This is a genomic window from Streptomyces sp. NPDC043861 (assembly GCF_056435905.1).
In genome coordinates this window covers 550,745-568,403 of the sequence record NZ_JBWKDP010000003.1, presented here as the reverse complement: position 1 = coordinate 568,403, position 17,659 = coordinate 550,745, and the positions used below count along the sequence as shown (strand labels likewise).

The 17,659-nt window shown below is 67.3% G+C and carries 15 protein-coding genes, 1 tRNA gene and 5 pseudogenes; 10 read left to right on the top strand and 11 right to left on the bottom strand.

Going from position 1 to position 17,659, the window contains the following annotated elements; genetic code table 11:
* Positions 1–56 precede the first annotated feature (56 nt).
* On the top strand, positions 57–2,327 hold the full coding sequence (locus AC068D_RS10215) for a heterodisulfide reductase-related iron-sulfur binding cluster (RefSeq protein ID WP_478822497.1): 2,271 nt from the start codon (positions 57–59) through the stop codon (positions 2,325–2,327).
* Between the two features lie 117 nt (positions 2,328–2,444).
* On the opposite strand, the gene AC068D_RS10210 is transcribed toward AC068D_RS10215, so the two are convergent.
* The gene (locus AC068D_RS10210) at positions 2,445–3,146 is read right to left on the bottom strand and encodes a hypothetical protein (protein ID WP_478822496.1); all 702 of its coding nucleotides are present in this window, start codon (positions 3,144–3,146) and stop codon (positions 2,445–2,447) included.
* A gap of 367 nt (positions 3,147–3,513) precedes the next feature.
* On the opposite strand from AC068D_RS10210, the gene AC068D_RS10205 reads away from it, so the two are divergent.
* Entirely contained in the window at positions 3,514–4,653 is a 1,140-nt protein-coding gene (locus AC068D_RS10205; protein ID WP_478822495.1) for an FG-GAP repeat domain-containing protein, read from the top strand.
* A 168-nt stretch (positions 4,654–4,821) separates the two neighbouring features.
* On the top strand, positions 4,822–5,727 hold the full coding sequence (locus tag AC068D_RS10200) for a Yip1 family protein (protein ID WP_478822494.1): 906 nt from the start codon (positions 4,822–4,824) through the stop codon (positions 5,725–5,727).
* A 45-nt stretch (positions 5,728–5,772) separates the two neighbouring features.
* Here the strand turns inward: AC068D_RS10200 and AC068D_RS10195 are convergent, their stop codons facing one another.
* From AC068D_RS10195 to AC068D_RS10185, 3 genes and pseudogenes are all read right to left on the bottom strand, one after another.
* Entirely contained in the window at positions 5,773–6,321 is a 549-nt protein-coding gene (locus AC068D_RS10195; protein ID WP_478822633.1) for a hypothetical protein, read from the bottom strand.
* A 195-nt stretch (positions 6,322–6,516) separates the two neighbouring features.
* Positions 6,517–6,746: pseudogene (locus AC068D_RS10190) on the bottom strand (transposase); the annotation flags it as partial.
* A gap of 43 nt (positions 6,747–6,789) precedes the next feature.
* Positions 6,790–7,446 (bottom strand): hypothetical protein, encoded by a 657-nt coding sequence (locus AC068D_RS10185; protein WP_478822493.1) that lies wholly within the window; start codon positions 7,444–7,446, stop codon positions 6,790–6,792.
* A gap of 203 nt (positions 7,447–7,649) precedes the next feature.
* Between AC068D_RS10185 and AC068D_RS10180 the strand changes: the two are divergent.
* Positions 7,650–8,096, top strand: a pseudogene (locus tag AC068D_RS10180) (hypothetical protein); the annotation flags it as partial.
* A 1,269-nt stretch (positions 8,097–9,365) separates the two neighbouring features.
* On the opposite strand, the gene AC068D_RS10175 reads toward AC068D_RS10180, so the two are convergent.
* The 3 genes from AC068D_RS10175 to AC068D_RS10165 all read right to left on the bottom strand — a co-directional run bounded on the left by AC068D_RS10175 (position 9,366) and on the right by AC068D_RS10165 (position 10,720).
* On the bottom strand, positions 9,366–9,875 hold the full coding sequence (locus AC068D_RS10175) for a phosphoribosyltransferase (RefSeq protein ID WP_478822492.1): 510 nt from the start codon (positions 9,873–9,875) through the stop codon (positions 9,366–9,368).
* A gap of 13 nt (positions 9,876–9,888) precedes the next feature.
* Entirely contained in the window at positions 9,889–10,464 is a 576-nt protein-coding gene (dcd, locus tag AC068D_RS10170; RefSeq protein WP_478822491.1) for a dCTP deaminase, read from the bottom strand.
* 64 nt (positions 10,465–10,528) lie between these two features.
* Positions 10,529–10,720 carry a hypothetical protein gene (locus AC068D_RS10165; protein ID WP_478822626.1) on the bottom strand — a complete coding sequence of 64 codons (192 nt, stop codon included), beginning with the start codon at positions 10,718–10,720 and terminating at the stop codon, positions 10,529–10,531.
* 340 nt (positions 10,721–11,060) lie between these two features.
* Here AC068D_RS10165 and AC068D_RS10160 point away from each other — a divergent pair.
* Positions 11,061–11,134 (top strand) — tRNA-Gly (locus tag AC068D_RS10160).
* Between the two features lie 249 nt (positions 11,135–11,383).
* Here the strand turns inward: AC068D_RS10160 and AC068D_RS10155 are convergent.
* From AC068D_RS10155 to AC068D_RS10145, 3 genes and pseudogenes are all read right to left on the bottom strand, one after another.
* Complete coding sequence (locus AC068D_RS10155; RefSeq protein ID WP_478822490.1) at positions 11,384–11,602, bottom strand: hypothetical protein; 219 nt, start codon at positions 11,600–11,602, stop codon at positions 11,384–11,386.
* Between the two features lie 370 nt (positions 11,603–11,972).
* Positions 11,973–12,493: pseudogene (locus AC068D_RS10150) on the bottom strand (tyrosine-type recombinase/integrase); the annotation flags it as partial.
* 329 nt (positions 12,494–12,822) lie between these two features.
* Positions 12,823–13,137 (bottom strand): DUF6234 family protein, encoded by a 315-nt coding sequence (locus AC068D_RS10145; RefSeq protein ID WP_478822489.1) that lies wholly within the window; start codon positions 13,135–13,137, stop codon positions 12,823–12,825.
* Between the two features lie 360 nt (positions 13,138–13,497).
* Here AC068D_RS10145 and AC068D_RS10140 point away from each other — a divergent pair.
* The 4 genes and pseudogenes from AC068D_RS10140 to AC068D_RS10125 form a co-directional block, all read left to right on the top strand.
* A pseudogene (locus AC068D_RS10140) lies at positions 13,498–13,698 on the top strand (alpha/beta fold hydrolase); the annotation flags it as partial.
* A 238-nt stretch (positions 13,699–13,936) separates the two neighbouring features.
* A complete protein-coding gene (locus AC068D_RS10135; RefSeq protein WP_478822488.1) occupies positions 13,937–14,401 on the top strand; it encodes a hypothetical protein in 465 nt (154 codons plus the stop codon).
* A gap of 267 nt (positions 14,402–14,668) precedes the next feature.
* Positions 14,669–14,959 (top strand): hypothetical protein, encoded by a 291-nt coding sequence (locus tag AC068D_RS10130; protein ID WP_478822487.1) that lies wholly within the window; start codon positions 14,669–14,671, stop codon positions 14,957–14,959.
* Positions 14,960–15,199: 240 nt separating this feature from the next.
* The gene (locus AC068D_RS10125; RefSeq protein WP_478822486.1) at positions 15,200–15,967 is read left to right on the top strand and encodes a MerR family transcriptional regulator; all 768 of its coding nucleotides are present in this window, start codon (positions 15,200–15,202) and stop codon (positions 15,965–15,967) included.
* 406 nt (positions 15,968–16,373) lie between these two features.
* Here AC068D_RS10125 and AC068D_RS10120 read toward each other — a convergent pair.
* A pseudogene (locus tag AC068D_RS10120) lies at positions 16,374–16,607 on the bottom strand (tyrosine-type recombinase/integrase); the annotation flags it as partial.
* Between the two features lie 62 nt (positions 16,608–16,669).
* Between AC068D_RS10120 and AC068D_RS10115 the strand changes: the two are divergent.
* Positions 16,670–17,455 (top strand): DUF6193 family natural product biosynthesis protein, encoded by a 786-nt coding sequence (locus AC068D_RS10115; protein ID WP_478822485.1) that lies wholly within the window; start codon positions 16,670–16,672, stop codon positions 17,453–17,455.
* Positions 17,456–17,659: the final 204 nt, after the last annotated feature.

The following is a 17,659-nucleotide window of genomic DNA, read 5'->3' as shown; positions in this document are numbered from 1 at the left end:
AGTTACCGCTTAGTAAGTGCTGAATCTTTCCACCTCGCAGGCCCGAGGAGCCCCCAATGCAGCTCGCCGCGATCATCGTGTCGCTGGTCCTGACCGTGGTCGGCGTTGCGCTCATCGCCCGAGCCGTCGCGCAGATCTACCGGTTCGTGAAGCTCGGTCAGTCCGTGCCTGCGGGCAGCCGCACCGACGACCCCAAGGCGCGCACGGTCACACTGGTCAAGGAGTTCCTCGGCCACACCCGGATGAACCGCTGGGGGATCGTGGGCTTCGCCCACTGGTTCGTCGCGATCGGCTTCCTGACGCTGCCCCCGACGCTCGCCCAGGCGTACGGCCAGCTCTTCCAGGCCGACTGGACCCTGCCGGTCCTCGGCGGCTTCCTGCCGTTCGAGATGTACATCGAGTTCATCGGCCTCATGACGGTCGTCGGCATCCTCGTGCTGATGGCGATCCGGCTCCTCAACCTGCCGTCCCGTGCGGGCCGCAAGTCGCGTTTCGCGGGCTCGAAGGCCTGGCAGGCGTACTTCGTCGAGTACGTGATCCTCACCATCGGCCTCGCGATCCTGGCCCTGCGGGGCCTGGAGGGCGCGATCCACCACGTGGACCACTACGAGGCCGCGTACTTCGTCTCGTACCCCCTGGTCCTCGCCTTCGACGGGCTGAGCGTCCCCACCCTCCAGACGCTGATCTACTTCACCGCGATGATCAAGATCGGCACCTCGCTGATCTGGATGATCACGGTTTCGCTCAACACCAACATGGGTGTGGCCTGGCACCGCTTCCTGGGCTTCCCGAACATCTGGTTCAAGCGCAACGCGGACGGTTCCACCGCCCTGGGTGCGCTCCAGCCGATGACCTCGGGCGGCAAGCCGATCGACTTCGAGGACCCGGGCGACGACGACGTCTTCGGCGTCAGCCAGGTGGAGCAGTTCTCCTGGAAGGGCATCCTCGACTTCTCCACGTGTACGGAGTGCGGCCGCTGCCAGTCGCAGTGCCCCGCCTGGAACACCGGAAAGCCGCTCTCCCCGAAGCTGCTGATCATGTCGCTGCGCGACCACGCGCACGCCAAGGCGCCCTACCTGCTCGCGGGCGGCGGCAAGACCATGGAGGGCGAGGAGAAGGCCTCCGAGGAGCAGCTGAAGGACGTCCCGGCAGCCGCTCTCGCCGAGGCCGAGCGCCCGCTGATCGGCACCGCCGAGGAGAACGGCGTCATCGACCCGGACGTGCTGTGGTCCTGCACCACCTGCGGTGCGTGCGTGGAGCAGTGCCCGGTCGACATCGAGCACATCGACCACATCGTCGACATGCGCCGCTACCAGGTGATGATCGAGAGCTCCTTCCCGTCCGAGGCGGGCACGATGCTCAAGAACCTGGAGAAGAAGGGCAACCCCTGGGGCCTGGCCAAGAAGCAGCGCCTCGAGTGGACCAAGGAGGTCGACTTCGAGGTCCCGGTCGTCGGCAAGGACGTCGAGGACCTGTCCGAGGTCGACTACCTCTACTGGGTCGGCTGCGCCGGCGCCCTCGAGGACCGGGCGAAGAAGACCACCAAGGCCTTCGCCGAGCTGCTGCACATCGCGGGGGTCAAGTTCGCGATCATGGGCGGCGAGGAGAAGTGCACCGGTGACTCGCCGCGCCGCCTCGGCAACGAGTTCCTCTTCCAGCAGCTCGGCGCGGAGAACGTCGCGATGCTGAACATGGCGTTCGGCGAGGACGACGAGGACGAGTCGACGAGGAAGCCGAAGTCGGCGAAGAAGATCGTCGCGACCTGCCCGCACTGCTTCAACACCATCGCCAACGAGTACCCGCAGCTCGGCGGCGAGTACGAGGTCATCCACCACACCCAGCTGCTCCAGCACCTCATCGACGAGGGCCGGCTCATTCCGGTGACGCCGGTCGACGGTCTGATCACGTATCACGACCCCTGCTACCTGGGCCGTCACAACAAGGTCTACACGCCGCCGCGCGAGATCATGTCCGCCGTGCCCGGCCTGCGTCAGCAGGAGATGCACCGTCACAAGGAGCGCGGCTTCTGCTGTGGCGCCGGTGGTGCACGCATGTGGATGGAGGAGCGGATCGGCAAGCGCATCAACACCGAGCGGGTGGACGAGGCGCTGTCGCTGAACCCGGACATCGTGTCCACCGCCTGCCCGTTCTGCCTGGTGATGCTCACCGACTCGGTCAACGGCAAGAAGAACGACGGCGAGGCGAAGGAGAGCCTGCAGGTCGTGGATGTGGCGCAGCTGCTGCTCGATTCGGTGAAAACGCCGGCCGACCCGAACGCGGGCGCGTCGGAGTCGGCGGACGAACCGGAACCGGAGCCGGTGAAGTAGGCGTCTTCGTACGCGTACCGAACCAGTGAGCGGCCGGACCTGCCTCGGGGGCAGGACCGGCCGCTTCTGTGTGAGCGCCGATGCGAGCAACGCGTCGCCATGGCGCCCCGGCTCGGGTCACCCCTGCCAGCGCTGACCCTTGTACGTATGGATCAGCCTGCCGTCGAAGCCGTAGACCCAGGTGTTTCCGCCACGCTCGCCGTCGATGACGGCGAACCTCGGCTGCTTGCCGTCGGGGACGAGCTTGTACGTCCAGCCGGCATGGCGGGCGGACGGCTGCGCGGGGGTGAGCGTGCCGATGGGCCTGCCGCTCTTCGTCGAGACCTCGGCGCGGGGCTCCCCGCCTTCCCCGACCTTGACGAGCCTGGCCGTGCGCCCGTCGGGGGTGGTGATCCTGATGGATGCCAGGGCTGCGGAATGGGCGGCCGACTGCTTCTTGCCCTCGAGCCAGGAGACGACATTGCCGTCGGGCCTCAGAACGACGTGCAGACCGTTGCTCTGCACGGACACGGGGGCCCCGGTGGTCACGAGGGTGCGCAGTCCGGCGTCGTGGGACGGGATCTCGGCCTTGTAGTGGTGCGGGCCGAGCTTGTGGATACGGGCCATGGACCCGTCGGCGAGCTTGGCGGCCCTGCCCGTACCGGGCGCGATCCCGGCCACCCCTGCCTGTGCACCGGCGGTGCGGGAGCCGGAGGCGGGACTGTCGGCGGACGCCGCCTGGACCGGCAGCAGTACGGCCGCAGCGGCTCCCGTGGCGACGACGGCGACAGTGGCGACAGTGGCGACAGCGGTGCGGATGGGACGTCGGGTGGCACGCATATGAGGGCTTTCCTGTCTCGGGTGCGTCGGGTGCCCCGGAGTCGGCGCGCATCGGCGGTTCACGTCCTCGGCGATCCGGACGCCCTGGTGAACCGAGGGCTCCGGCGATCCGGAGAGGCTCGGTGAGCGATGCCCCGGCGATCCGGGCTGATGACGCCGAACCTACGAGCGCCCTGTGTGCGCCACCCATAGAGAACGTAACGAATAGCCGCAAAACCCAATACAACTATGTAAATAACCCCAAATCCAACCAAAGCGATACAGGGAGCAAGTGAGCCATTACCCACCGCCGAACCATTGGCCCAGGCGCGTGGCAGGAGCATGATGATGCGGCCGGTTATGGAGACACAGACGGGAAGGCCGATCCTTGAGGCGTCGAATACGCAACGCCGCCCTTGTCGGTACGGTCGCACTCCAGTGCGCACTGCTACTGGCCGGCTGCGGGCTCACCCCGCACCCCGCGACCGAACCGGACCACCCCGCCCCGGTTCCGGCCCGGGCTCCCGGCGCCTCCGCCCTCGCCGGAACGGCGGCCACCCCCGCCCTCCCCGTACCGCGCGGCGACGGCAGCCGCGTCCCGGAGGACTTCAACGGCGACGGCCACCGCGATCTGGTCCTCGACGACCTCGTCAAGGCCGCCGGTGCAGGCCACGACGACGACGCGGGCATCGGCATCGTCTACGGCACCTCCAAGGGCACACCCGGCCCCGCCGTACGCCAGCTGCTCACACCCCGCGCGAACGGCGCCCGGGTCGGGGGCGTGCTTCCCGCCGCGTTCGACTCCGAGGCCGCCTGCGACCTCGACAAGGACGGCTTCAGCGATCTGGTCGTGGCCACGGACCCCCCGTACGACGGCATCGGCCGCCCGCCCGTCCCCCTCCAGCTGCTCTTCGGCGGCCCCTCGGGCCTGGCCGGCAGGGCCGTCGTGCTCCGCATCCCGGAACAGGCGCGGTACGGCAACGAATGGCCCGACCACCCCGTGTGCGGCGACTTCGACGGCGACGGCGCGCAGGATCTCGCGGTCACCGCGAGCGGCGGCCGGGTCAGCTTCCTACGGGGCCCGTTCACCCGTACGGGCGCGCCACGCACCGCCGGTGCACCCGTCCCCGGCGCAGGGCCCGTCCTGGCCGCTCCCGAGCCCGTCGCGGACACTAACGGCGACGGCTACGACGACCTGGCCTGCTCGACGCGGGCCCGCACGCCCGGCGAGACGGCCAAGGCCGCCCTGCTGCTGGGAGGGCCGAACGGACCCGGCCGTCCCGGAGGCACGTACACCTTCAAGGCCGTACGCATCCCGCCACCGCCCCCGCTCCCGGCCGGCGAGGCCACCGTCGTCACGGATCTCCTGCGTTACGCGGACTACGACGGCGACAAAAGGGCCGACGTGGTGACGCGTACGCACCGCGGCGAGAACGCCGACCTCGTCGCGATCCACCCGGGCGGGAGGGCTGCCGGTCCGTCCGTCACCTTCAGCACATCGATCTTCCTCGAGCCGGACTCGGCCTGACCTCGGGCACCCGGCCCGGGGACGTCATGGCCCCCCTCCTGCCCCCTACGGCGGCCCTCGGGCGGACCCCCCGGGGTCCCCCTAAGGGATGTCACAGGTCAGCAGCAAAGGCCCTGTTGTTCCCTGGCCATGACACCGGACTCAGCGGGAACAGGTACGTTCGAATGCGTGGCTGGATTCAGGATCGGACGCGGCCGGGACAACAACCGCCCCCCGCAACAGCAACCGCAGCAGGCGCCCCCGCCGCCGTACGGACAGTCGTACGGCCGGCAAGGGGGAGGTCAGGCGGCGCCCTCGTACCCCCCGCAGCAGCAGTGGCCCCCGACGGGGGGCGGGCATGCGCAGCACCCGCCGCACGCCCCGCACGGTGAGCCGGAGTACTTCGGCGACCCGTACCACCAGCAGCAGGGGCACGGCGGGTACGCCGCGGGTGACCCCTACGCCGACAACCCCGGGCACACCCGGGCGTTCAGCGTGGGTGAGGACCCGTACGGCGACGGCTCCACCTACCGCGCAGGTGCCGCCCCTTCGGGTCCGCGTCTGCACTGGAAGGCCCTGCTGAGCGGCATCGTGCTGCGCCCGGGGTCGACGTTCCTGCAGATGCGGGACTACCCCGTGTGGGGTCCGGCCCTTGTCGTCACGTTCATCTACGGCCTGCTCGCGATCTTCGGCTTCGACCAGACGCGCGAGGAGGCGATCAAGGCGCCCTTCGTCACAGCGCTCGGCTCCGTACTGATCACGGGCGTGGCCTTCGTCATCGGTGGGCTGATCCTGGGTGCGGTCACCCATACGCTGGCCCGCCAGCTCGGCGGTGACGGCTCCTGGCAGCCCACGGTCGGCCTCTCCATGCTGATCATGTCGCTCACCGACGCACCACGGCTGGTGTTCGCGATCTTCCTGGGCGGTGAGAACTCGCTGGTGCAGGTGGTGGGTTGGGTGACCTGGCTGGCGGCCGGCGCGCTGTTCACCTCGATGGTGAGCAAGTCGCACGACCTGCCGTGGCCGAAGGCGCTGGGGGCATCGGCCATCCAGCTGATCGCGCTGCTGTCGATCATCAAGCTGGGCACGATCTGATTTCCGTGAAGTGAGCGGCCCCCACCGGACGGTGGGGGCCGTTGCCTATGAGACGGAGTGCGCGACGCTGCCCGTGTAGCGCCCGCCGAGGGTGTCCTGCGGGATCTTGATCACAAGGGTGGGCTGCCAGCGGGCCCTGTTGCCTCCTTTCCCTTCGGTGAGGCGGAAGGCCGTGCGGGTCGTGGCCAGGTTCACCCGCTGTGCCCTGGTGACCTGTCCCGGGACGAAGGTGCCGGTGCCGGTGGTGGACGTGGCGGGGCCGGACCAGTAGGAGATCTGGGTCCTGTTGATCCGCTTGGACACACCGCTCGGATCCGTGAGGTGGTTGGCGCTGACGACCGCCGTCCAGGAGGCGGAGGCCAGACCGCGCGAGTCGACGACTTCGACCGCCGAGGAGAAGCGCGCGTCGAGTGCGCCACCGGCGACGGCTTCACCGAGATCGGTCGCGGACGGGGCGGTGATGGACAGGGCCCCCTGGGCCAAAGGCACCGTGGCAGGGGCTCGGGCGGCGACGGAGGGCGCTGCGGGCACCTGGGCGGTGAGCGCCAGGGCGGTCAGGCCGACCAAGGTCGGGGTCGCGAGGCTCAAAAACATCGGCGGGCGTCTCAGCGAATCGGGGGAACTGACGTGCCAGCACTCTAGGTCAGATGGCGATGACCGCAAGTGACGGAACACCCGATCGGAGCACAGCGCCACAGGTGGACCCTTCGGCACGCGGCCGACGCCGCCCGCCACCCGCGGCCACCGCGGCGGACGGTCCGGGCGGAGTGACACGACCACGGTCGGCCGCCGGGCCCAGGTCCCGACTCGCTGCCAGCCGCGGAACAGGTCGTAGGCCCGGTCCCACGGCCGTAGCGTTCGGGCACGTCCCGCCAGGGGGCGCCGGTCCGGGTCCGCCACCGTATGCCGTCTATCAGCTGCCGGCGCGTCCACACCTGCGGACGGCCCGGCTTGATGCCCGTCGGTAGCAACGGCTCAAGCCGGGGCCAGTGCCCATTCGTCAAATCCCCACGCCCCACAGGATGTGATCATCAACGAACAAGATCCACTTCGCAACAGATCCTAGCCGCGCGGCAGACTCAGGAACTTTGCCGGAGCCAGCTCAAGGAACTTCGACCTCGCGGTGGCGAGCCGCGCCGCCTCGGGCCCACCGGGCTCGCCTGCCAAGCTACGGAACGTCAGTTCCAGGGCCCGGTCACCGTCGCGCACCAGAAGGGTGGTGATCTGGGCCTGCTGCCCGACCGGACCGGCGAGCATCGTACGCATCAAGGCGTCGTCACCGAACCTCTGCTCCACCTTGAGCGGCTCGCTCGGATCATCGGCCGGATCCACCACCTGGACGGTGATCTCCTGATCGCCGATGTTCATCGTCCAGGCGACGCACTGGGCGTACACCCGCCGCATGTCGGCCATCCAGGCCACGGCAGCCCGTGCTGCCCGCTCCGAGACTCCCTCGTCGACGACCATCGAGGAGTCGGCGTTCATGAACGAGGTCCTGACCTCTCTCGCGGCCTTGTCGCTGAACGCCCTGTTCAGCAGGGCCGTGAGTTCCGGGGTCGGACCGGTCATCGGCGGCGGGTCCTCGTCAGACGACGGCGACGCCAGCTCAGTGAAGTCGTCGAGGCCCGCGTTGGCCAGATCCGCTGCCGTGACCAGTAGCCGCTCAAGGTCCCCAGGCCGCACGGTCGGCGCCGATTGCGAACCGTCAAATGTGCTCACGAAGTTGCCTTTCTTCAAGCGGTAGATGGCAAGTGGAACGCGCCACCGTAACCCGCTTTGGCACCAAGATGATCAAGGCGGCCCGCCTACGGCGGCCCGCGCGCGCTGGCGGCCAAAGGCCCCCGCCGCTCCATGTCTTCGCCACCGCTCCCGGCAGCCCCCGCCCGCTCAGCGCGCAACAGCGCCACGGCGAACAGCCCGAGCGACGGGATGACCAGCACGGCGGTGAGGCACTGCGGCCGGCCGTGGTCGGGCAGCTCCGCTACGTCGTCGAGCTACTGAAGGAGAACCGGCCCGCTCCCATTCAGCACGGCCTGTACGGCGTGGCCGCCGAGCTCGCGCGCCTCGCGGGCTGGACGCACTTCGACGCACACCAGTACAACCAGGCCCGGTCGTATTTCACCGAGGCGTTGCAGTTCGCCCGGGAGATCGACGACCGGGAGTTCATGGCCAATGTGCTGGCCTGCATGAGCTTGCAGGCGACGTACCAGGACAGGCCGGGGGACGCGTTGGCGTTCGTCAACGCAGCCCAGGACGCGGCCCGCACAGCGGCCAGCACCATCCCGCGCGTGCTGTCGATGCTGTTGATGCGGGAGGCGTTCGCCCATGCGACGCTGGGCAGTCACACCGCCACCCACGTGCCGGTTGCCCTACGCGGCATGCACGACAGCCTCACCCTTTAAGCCCGCTCTTCCGCGGCATACCCGCCGTCCCGTCCCGCCAGGGACCACGGCGGCGCCGACCGGTCAAACTCCGCGCGGACAAGGCGTACTTCTCCGCCGAACACCTGGCCTGGCTGCGCGAGCGCGGGCTCGTCGCTCGCATCGCGCGGCCCGGCATCGAGTCTGGCGAACGCCTCGGTCGGCACTGCTGGAAGATCGAACGGTCGATCGTTTGGCTCTCCGGCTACCGCCGCCTCACCGTCCGATACGAACGAAAGGGCTCGCACTTCCTCGCCTTCCGCGGCCTGGCCGCCCTCGCGAAACTTGCCACGTGAAACACCCTCTAGTTCAACCGGAAGCTGGTGACGACCGTCTCGCAGGCTGTCGTACCAACCAAGCGGAGCCGCTCGTGTGCACTAGCATTCAGGATCGTCCGGGCCCCTACCCCGTGATCACCGACGGCTCTCCGGTAGAAGATCCGCCCGAATTGGCGCCACTCCTCTACCCGGAGAATCCCATGCTTCGCACCCCTGGCAACTCCGTACTTGCGAGAACCACGGCTGCCTTGGCGCCAACGACTTGTCCTGCTGCCTACGGGGCGCCGGCAGTGCTGGGAAACTCCTCGATAGCCCACCTGCGGAAGTGGAGAATCCCGCGCCCTCCGTGTTTACGCAGGACGTCCACCACTTTGCGGACCCTCTTACTGTTGCGCGCTGGAACGTACAGCACACACCCCCCGCGCTGCAATGCAGCATGGTGGACGCTCAGCGCTTTTCCCTCGTAGGCACCACGCTGCAAAAAACGTGTAAGTCGCGCAACCAGCCCATGGCGAGAACCTTGGGAATCCAACAAGCGTGCTCCCTCCGGCCCGCACAGAAGGTGCACCCAGGACAGATCGACGCCCGCGGCCTCCAGGTCCCGGCAGGAACGCTCTGCCTGTTCGTCGCTCTGGAAGACTGCCACTACCCGCTGAACCGGATAGAGATAAAAGCGCTCTTCATTCTTGTGCGGCTGACCCATGCCGGATCTCTCCGTTTCCGTGCAGGCGCCCTTGTGGTTACTGATGAGAGGCGTTCGGACCTCACGGCATGATCTATTAACAACCCTAGCGCGAGCATGCGCTGCGCTCCACAGGGGAAGCAGCACGGCGCATCTTCAGGCAGCGGTGTCGCCCTCTTGAGGACGGCCAGCACCCCCGCCCGAGCCGTCATGAGGCACGTTACCCAGGCTTAAAGGTCGCATTTCAGGCCGCCTTTTTTACAAAGCATCCTTCGACGGAGTGATCGGTGTGCCGGACTTACGACATGGAGGCAACACAGACCAGGGGAAGTTGATCCACTCGTCCGTGCGCTTCCACACATATTCGCACTTCACGAGGCTGTGCGACTTCTCGTAGATGACCGCGGACCGCACCTCGGCGACGTGGTCGAGGCAGAAGTCGTGCACGAGCTTCAGCGTCTTGCCTGTGTCGGCCACGTCGTCCGCGATCAGAACCTTCTTGTTCGAGAAGTCGATCGCGTTCGGGACCGGCGCCAGCATGACCGGCATGTCGAGGGTCTGACCAACACCTGTATAAAATTCAACATTCACAAGGTGAAGATTCTTGCAGCCAGGCGCATAGGCCAGTCCGCCCGCGACGAACACTCCGCCGCGCGCGATCGACAGGACGACATCGGGCTCGTACCCGTCGTCGGCGATGGTCTGCGCAAGCTCACGGATCGCTCCGCCGAACTTCTCGTACGTCAGGTTCTCGCGTGCCGCACTCATCGCGTACCGGCCCTCACACCTGCGTCCGATGGAAGTTCATGAACGACCGCGAGGCGGTCGGACCCCGCTGCCCCTGGTACCGGGAGCCGTACTTCTCGGAGCCGTACGGATGCTCCGCAGGCGAGCTCAGCCGGAACATGCACAGCTGCCCGATCTTCATCCCGGGCCACAGCTTGATCGGCAGGGTGGCGAGATTCGACAGCTCCAGCGTGACGTGACCGGAGAACCCGGGGTCGATGAAACCGGCCGTCGAGTGGGTCACCAGCCCGAGCCGCCCGAGGGAGCTCTTGCCCTCGAGGCGTGAGGCGATGTCGTCCGGCAGCGAGATGACCTCGTACGTCGACGCGAGCACGAACTCACCGGGGTGCAGGATGAACGCCTCGTCGCCCTCCGGCTCGACCAGGCGCGTCAGGTCAGCCTGCTCGACCGCGGGATCGATGTGGGGGTAGCGGTGGTTCTCGAACACCCGGAAATAGCGGTCGAGCCGCACGTCGATGCTCGACGGCTGAATCATGGCGTCGTCGAACGGATCGATGCGCACCCGCCCGGCGTCGATCTCGGTTCGGATGTCCAAGTCTGAGAGAAGCACGCCCCGAGGATACGCAGAGCGCGCGGGCCCGCCCACATCGGTCGGGCCCCACGCCCGCTCGGCGCTACCGCGCCAGCGGCTGTACCGGCACCGGAACGGGTACCGGCACGGCATGCCGCAACCGGGCGCACCGCGGACACCGGATGAGCCGCCCGGGCCCGATCCGGCCGGCACCGAGCTGCTGCATCGGGAACGACGAGATAGCGAAGACATGCCCTTCGGCACAGCGGACGACGGTGCGCTCCATCGGGTCCATCGACTCCATCGGATCCATCAAGTCCCTTCCCCAACACGTGGACGAGGCAGCCACATTAGGGGATCAACAGGACAGCACTCCACGCGGCACTCCGCCCCGGCAAAGGTACGCCCCCACGCCACCGCCTCGCCCTCGCATCCACCGTTCCGGCACATGCCCGCGGCCATTTCGGCACCGGCCGGGCGGACGGTCGACAGGCCGCCGCTCGACCGCCGGCCTGTCGACCGACGGACAGCCCGGACACATGCCCCGGACCGCACGAAAGCCCCGCGGCTGAATACACCGGGGGCCTCAATGGGGTACAGTGTGCGACGATGCGGTGCCGATCAAGGCCCGCTACGCGGGTGTAGTTTAATGGTAGAACATGAGCTTCCCAAGCTCAGAGCGCGGGTTCGATTCCCGTCACCCGCTCCAGACAGAAGCCCCAGGCCATCAGCCCGGGGCTTTGTTGTTGTCTGGACCGCGCCAGGCGTCGCGTGCCCGTTCCGTGCCCGATGCTTGACAGTTCGGCTCGCTCCCGCCGACCTCATCGGGCCCGTGTGCGATCGTCACGCCTCCCAGGTACGTTGAGCCGTCAGCCGAGGGGGAACGCTCGCGAGGGAGCGCCCCGCAACGCGTGGCTGCGGGGCGCCGATCCACTTTCACAACGGGCCCTAGTGGGGTTTAGTCGACCGTCTGCCCGTCGTACGTACCGCCCCTGCAGGTCGGGAGCACGGGCGTCGACCGATCGATCGTTCCGCCGCCGTCCGTGCACTCACCCGGGGTGACGCTGGCCGGGGTGACGCTGCCGGCGGTGGCGGTGGCGGTGGCGGCGCCTGTGAGGCCGAGTCCGGCGAGGGCTGCCGTGGCGAAGACTGCGGCGAGGATTCGTCGAATGCGCATTTGGTTCGCCTTTCACAGATTGCCTCGGTTGGGGCACTAGCCAGCTTGATCTTCACCCATATGGGTGGCACGTCATGTTGGGCCATTCGGGTGACAGTGTTGTCGGGTGCGGGGTCGGTGACGCGACCCGTCAGAGCGGGTGGAACCCGTGCCACATCCGTGCCAGAAAGAGCGGATCCCAGCGGTCAAGAGCAGTCAAGCGCGACGCCTCGCGATTAATCACCAGAGGCCGTTTGCGCTGGTCAGCGTCAACCCCCTCCGTGACGGCCCGGTGATTCCCAAGCTCAGAGCGCGGGTTCGATTCCCGTCACCCGCTCCAGACAGAAGCCCCAGGCCATCAGCCCGGGGCTTTGTTGTTGTCTGGACCGGCCTAGGCGTCTCGTGCCCGTTGCGTGCCCGATGGCTGCTCGTCGGGCACGTCAGCGGCCTTCTCCCGCTCGGCGCGAACGCGGGCGTCGACACCGCCGGCACTTCGCTCTGCCGCTCCAGGTTGGAGTGCGGGTAGATCAGTGCCGCCCGCTCGGAGGACTGTCCGGCACGGACCATCGTGTCCTTCAGCGTGGCCCCGGACTGGGTCGAGAGCGTATGCCCGGTGTGACGAAGATCGTAGAAGCCGAAGCCGTCGGGGAGACCGACCTTCGTACGGGCGGTACGCCACTTCCGACCGAAGGTCGACCGACGGAACGGCTTGCCCTTCTCCCCCACGAACAGAAGCCCGTCCGGACCCTTCTCCGCGTACCAGTCCGCTTGAGGTCCTTCTCCAGAAAGGCCGGCAGGACGAGGAACCGCTTGCCTGCATCGGACTTGGTGTCGCCTGGTGCCCCCCCGACCGGTGGTGAGTTCGGGCTCAGCGGTCCGCACCCAGATGCCGACGTTCTCCAGGTCGACATCTCCACATATGGATAGGGCCGGAGGCCATGAGTCGATCACCGCATAGAACGGCGTGCGGTCAAAGACGATGCCTCCGGAGGGGGATCGGCCGGCACGGGGATGGAGAGGCGCCGTCGCCGACTGCGGGACCGTTGGGGCGTGCGGGGGGTGCTCCCATCCCGTCCACCGTCGACCCAGGCAAGAGCCGAGCAGACGCGGCCCATGGCATCCAGGTCGTACAGTGGCGCGCTCCACCTGGACGCCATGAACCACGCCCGCTCCACGGTGTGTGGGTCGACGGCGGGATGGGAGCTGGGGTGAGTGGTGGTTGAGGTGTGGGCCGACGTGCGCTACTTGCGGGCGGCCAATGAGGCGAGCAGTCCCGCTCCGACTCCGAGGACAACTAGCTGCACGATGCCTGGAATACGCCATCGCAGAGCAAGAAGGCCACCACCTGTGACGACTGCTCCGCCGATCAGGAGCCACATTCCCCGCAACGCTTCCTTGGGTGCACTGGGCGGATTGTTGCTGTCGTAGCTGTCGGCCCAGCCCGTCATCCCGTAGCGGAGGAACACCAACCAAGCGATGACCACCAGATCAATGACGAGTAGCGCCACGCTGACACCGATCTGCGGGCCAGTCGACGGTTCACTCCCATGTCTCATACCGACCACCGATCCAATCTCGGGTGACAGTCTGTTAATGGCATGCCACTCAGCATGCTGTTGTGGCAGGCGTTGCACATGAGCACGGATACTCAGATGCGCCGCTCTCGTCGGGAGCCACAAGGATGCGATCGAGTTCTCACCGGCCGGGCCGATGCGGAGTGGTCCGAGTAGTAAGCCTCAGGGGTGCCGATTGGAAATCGTCAAGGGAGCCATGGCTCCCTGACACCAGCGGCTGACACCAACAAGCGCGAACAGCGACGGTCGGCGTCGGACCTCAGTGGACGATCGACCCAAGCGCAGCACTGGTTGGCCGACGTTGTCGCATCCCCATGATCGACCTGATAAGGATGAGGCCACTCCACCATCCACACCCCGCTCTACCTGGTTCTCGGCAAGCGAAGCCTCCTCGTGCACCCACGGCGGCAAGTGGAGCGCATCCCGCGCCTCATGCCCGGCGCCCGCGCCGAAATCGTCTCGAACACCGGCCACGGACCACAGATTGACCATGCGGAGGAGATCAATCGCCGCATGCTGAGCTTCATGGACACCGTCAGCTGACCACTGCCAAAGCCGACGGGCCGAGCTGCCACTCACCCTCCACACGGCCAAGTGGTTTCTGATCTTTGTGATCATCGAAGACAGTGCAATCACGCGATTCATTCTGGCGTCAGCGCTAGCACTTGCGGCAGACCGTTATGGGCGTGAGTCGACCAAGCGAGCCAGGCTTAAGTTCGTATCGGAAGGCTGACAGTCGGCACGTGGCTAGAGCGCCTTGGGCGCCCATCGAGGGGGATGTGTGAAGTACGTAGTCGTCGAGCAACAGGGCCAGGGAATCTTCTGGCACGACCCGAGTCCGTACGTTTCCAAGCTCCCGGAGCTACTGCCGGCACTTCCGCCCGGAGCCCGTGCCTTCGCGTCACATCCGGAGCACTACGACTTCTCGGCCCCTCGCTGCATCAAGGACCTGAGGCCCCAAGCGTTGCACGCCGCTGCCGATTCACTGGGACAGTACGAGATTCGTTTCGCCTGGTCAGGTTGCGAGGAGGACGTGCTCACGATTCGGTACAGCGGAGTCAAGAGCCTTCAGCTCGTGGCTGACGACGGCGGGACGATCGAGCTGTCGGACTTCAACTCCGTTCGCCTGGACGAAGTCCTGCCAGATGAGGCCGGGTGTAGTCACGAGCTGAGGCTGACAACCGCCATGGTACGCATCGTGTGCGCGGACTTCAGGGCTGAGTGGGTGGCCCGCCCCGGCGTCTGAGGCGCGCCCCTCGCGTGCCCGATCGAGCGGGGAACCCCGAGGAGTAGTGGGCAACCACGGGATGAGCACAGAAACAGCCCCCGACCCAATCTTGCTGGTCAGGCGCTGTTCATCTGCGGTGGGTGTGGGATTTGAACCCACGGCGACATCGCTGCGACGACGGATTTCAAGATCGCTGCCGAATTGACTCGGCAGCGGGGACTCCACCGTCCTGAGTTACTGTCTGGAGGCTCGAAAGTCGGGCGCAGTGAAGAGGAGGCCGCCGCCGTGTCCATACGAGAGAACTTCGCCAAGCTCTTCAAGAGCACGGCCAAGGCCTCTGACGGCGACCTGTTCGCGGTAGAGCGCCCATGCCAATGCTCGCCGGAGTGGCCCGGCTTGGAAACGACGGCGAACGCGCACATGCTCCCAGCTCAGCCCTCCAGCCACTACAGCGTTCTCACGAACCCGGACATCGGTCCGTTCGTCGCGCGCTGCACCGGTTGTCAGGCCCGCTATCCCCACCCTTGGGTGATCCCGCAGGGTGCGCCGATGCCATTCGACTGGGCTCGCGATTGAGACCGACCGCCCCAGCAATTGAGGCGCGGCTTCTGACGGCACTCTGACGGTAACCTCAGCGGGCGCCACGGTACGCAGCTGTACGTCACGGTCGATACCGCCGGCTACTTCGCTCTGCCGCTCCAGGTTGGTGTGCTGGTGGCTCAGTGCCGCCTGTTCCGGCTTGCGCTTTCCGCTGCGTCAACTTCTACGGTCTTCTGTGGGGCCGGAGAGACCGGCCCGGCGATGGAAGGCAGGGCAATGGCCTGGTCGATCGCGGACGTGGCCCGGATGTCCGGGGTGACGTCCCGGACACTGCGGCACTACGACGAGATCGGCTTGCTGCCGCCGGCGTGGATCGGAAGCAACGGGCACCGCTACTACGAGGAGGCCGATCTGCTGCGATTGCAGCAGATCCTGCTGATGCGTGAGCTGGACGTGGGGCTGCGCGAGATCCGGGCGGTCCTGGAGAGCCAGGTCGATCAGGTGGACGTGCTCCGCGAGCACCACCAACGGCTGCTCGCGGAACGGGACCGGCTGGAAACGCTCGCCCGCACGGTCGGCCGCACCATCGCCGAACTGGAGGAAGGCAAGGACAACAACGACATGGTGAAGATCAACAGGCCGGAGAACCTGTTCGAGGGCTTCGAGCCCTCCAGCCCCGAGAACGATGCCGAGGTCCGGGAGCGGTGGCCGCAGGCGTGGGAGCAGTCCCGGCAGGCCGTCGAGACGATGACCGCCGAGGACACGGAGCAGTGGCAGCGCGAGGTGACGGCGCAGATGATCCGCATGGCGGAGTTCATGGCGGCCGGCACACCGGTTGCCGATCCTGCGGTGCAGGCCGCGGTGGACGCGCAGTACCAGTTCGTTTGCCGGTTCTGGACCCCGAACGCTGCCGCTTACAAGGGAATGGGCCAGCACTTCGTCGATGACCCGCAGTTCCGCGCGAACTTCGACAAGATCGCCGACGGGCTGGTCGACTACCAGCGAGATGCGATGGTCTTCTACGCTGATACCCGGCTGAGCTGACCGGCGGATCCGCCCGCCGGGGGCTGCAGACCCCGGCGGCAAGCTCCCCCAATCCTCATCCACGCTCAGCGCATTCGACCCATCGGACAGGACCCTGGCATGCGTCCCGCGCTCGGGCATCCCGGACCGTCCTGGGCTCCCCGAAGCCGACGCCGAGAGCAAGCAGGAATCGCGCACCACGCTGCACCACCTCTGCACCATCTGCGGCGAATACTTGCGGTCAACGGCGGTGAACGAAGCGCCTCTCATGAGTCCCGTGCGGCCTGCCAAGGCACGGGTCACAGGCAGCTCTGACAGATCCCGCCCAGGAATTCCCAAGCTCAGAGCGCGGGTTCGATTCCCGTCACAGGCTCCGGACAGAAGCCCCAGGCCATCGGCCCGGGGCTTTGTTGTTGTCTGGACCGCGCTAACCGTCGGGTGCCCGTTGCGTGCCCGATCGCGGCTCGTCGGGCACGTCAGCAGCCCTCTCCCACTCGGCCCGGACGCGGGCGTCGTTACCGCCGGCTACTTCGCTCTGCCGCTCCAGGGTGGAGTGCTGGTAGATCAGTGCTGCCCGCTCGGAGGACTGCCCTGCGCGGACCATCGTGTCCTTCAGCGGGGCACCGGACTGGCCGGACTGGGTCGAGAGCGTATGCCCGGAGAGGATGCGCCAGCTCCCGCACCCACGCCCGGCTTTGTTCCCCCGCGGCATACGGTATGTGCATGAACGAACGTTCAAGGGAAGTGCTGTGCGACCTCTATCCAGAGCTGGCGGCGTCAGGCGGCCTGCGGGAAGCACTGGCTGGCGAGGCGGCTCGCCGCGGGCACGATGCCGGTGCCATGGATCCCGTCGAGGGGTACGATCCCGCGGTTGCCGCATGCAGCACACGTGGTGAGGCGCGGTTCGCCGTATACGCCACCAATGCCGACGAACGCGAGTTCCGTATCGAGATCTCAACGGAGTCCGGATGGCGTTGGGGTGCTTTCGGCAGTACAGATGATCTGGCGGTGGTGAACGCCGTCCTGCACGCCTGGTGTGACGGGGCATCGCTCGATCAACTACGTCGTGAATGGACGTTGCTGGCGGCGGATCCTCTGGATGCGGCACCGCCTGGGAGGGTTGTGTCGACCGCTTGGCGGCTGACTCTGGAGCGCTCGCCGGTGATCAGGCTGGGCGACGCCGAATTGGCCGAGGCCCTGTATGCGCAGCCGACCCTGCGCGTCTTCTTCCCCTTTCCGTCGCACGGTGCCTTCAGCCTGCTCACCAGTACCAAGGATCCGTTCTACGAGGAAGTTCCGCGAGTAGTGCCATGTGGAGAGGGTCTGTGGAACGTGGTTCTCCACTGGTCGCGGTGGTCGCCTCAGATACCGTCGCGCGTGCTTGGTTCCCACCTCAGCGCTCGCGAGGCCGCAGCGTTGGTGGCCGCGAACGTTCCCGCGGGCAGTGGCCCGGCCATCGAGGGAGGCTGGCCGCACCCGCCCCCAGCTATCGGTGACATCAACACCTGAGACCAACGGCACCGACCAGGACGACACGAGCCCCGACCGGCCCCGGGCCGGACCACGGACCGACCTGCACCAGCACTGGTGGACCGACGACCCTTCCATGCGTCCCGGACGCCACGGTGGAGCTACCTCCTGGTGCAGCAGCAGGGGCCGTGCCAGAACGGGCGGGGGCTCACCGGGAATCGGAGGCTGCAGGGTACGTGCAGG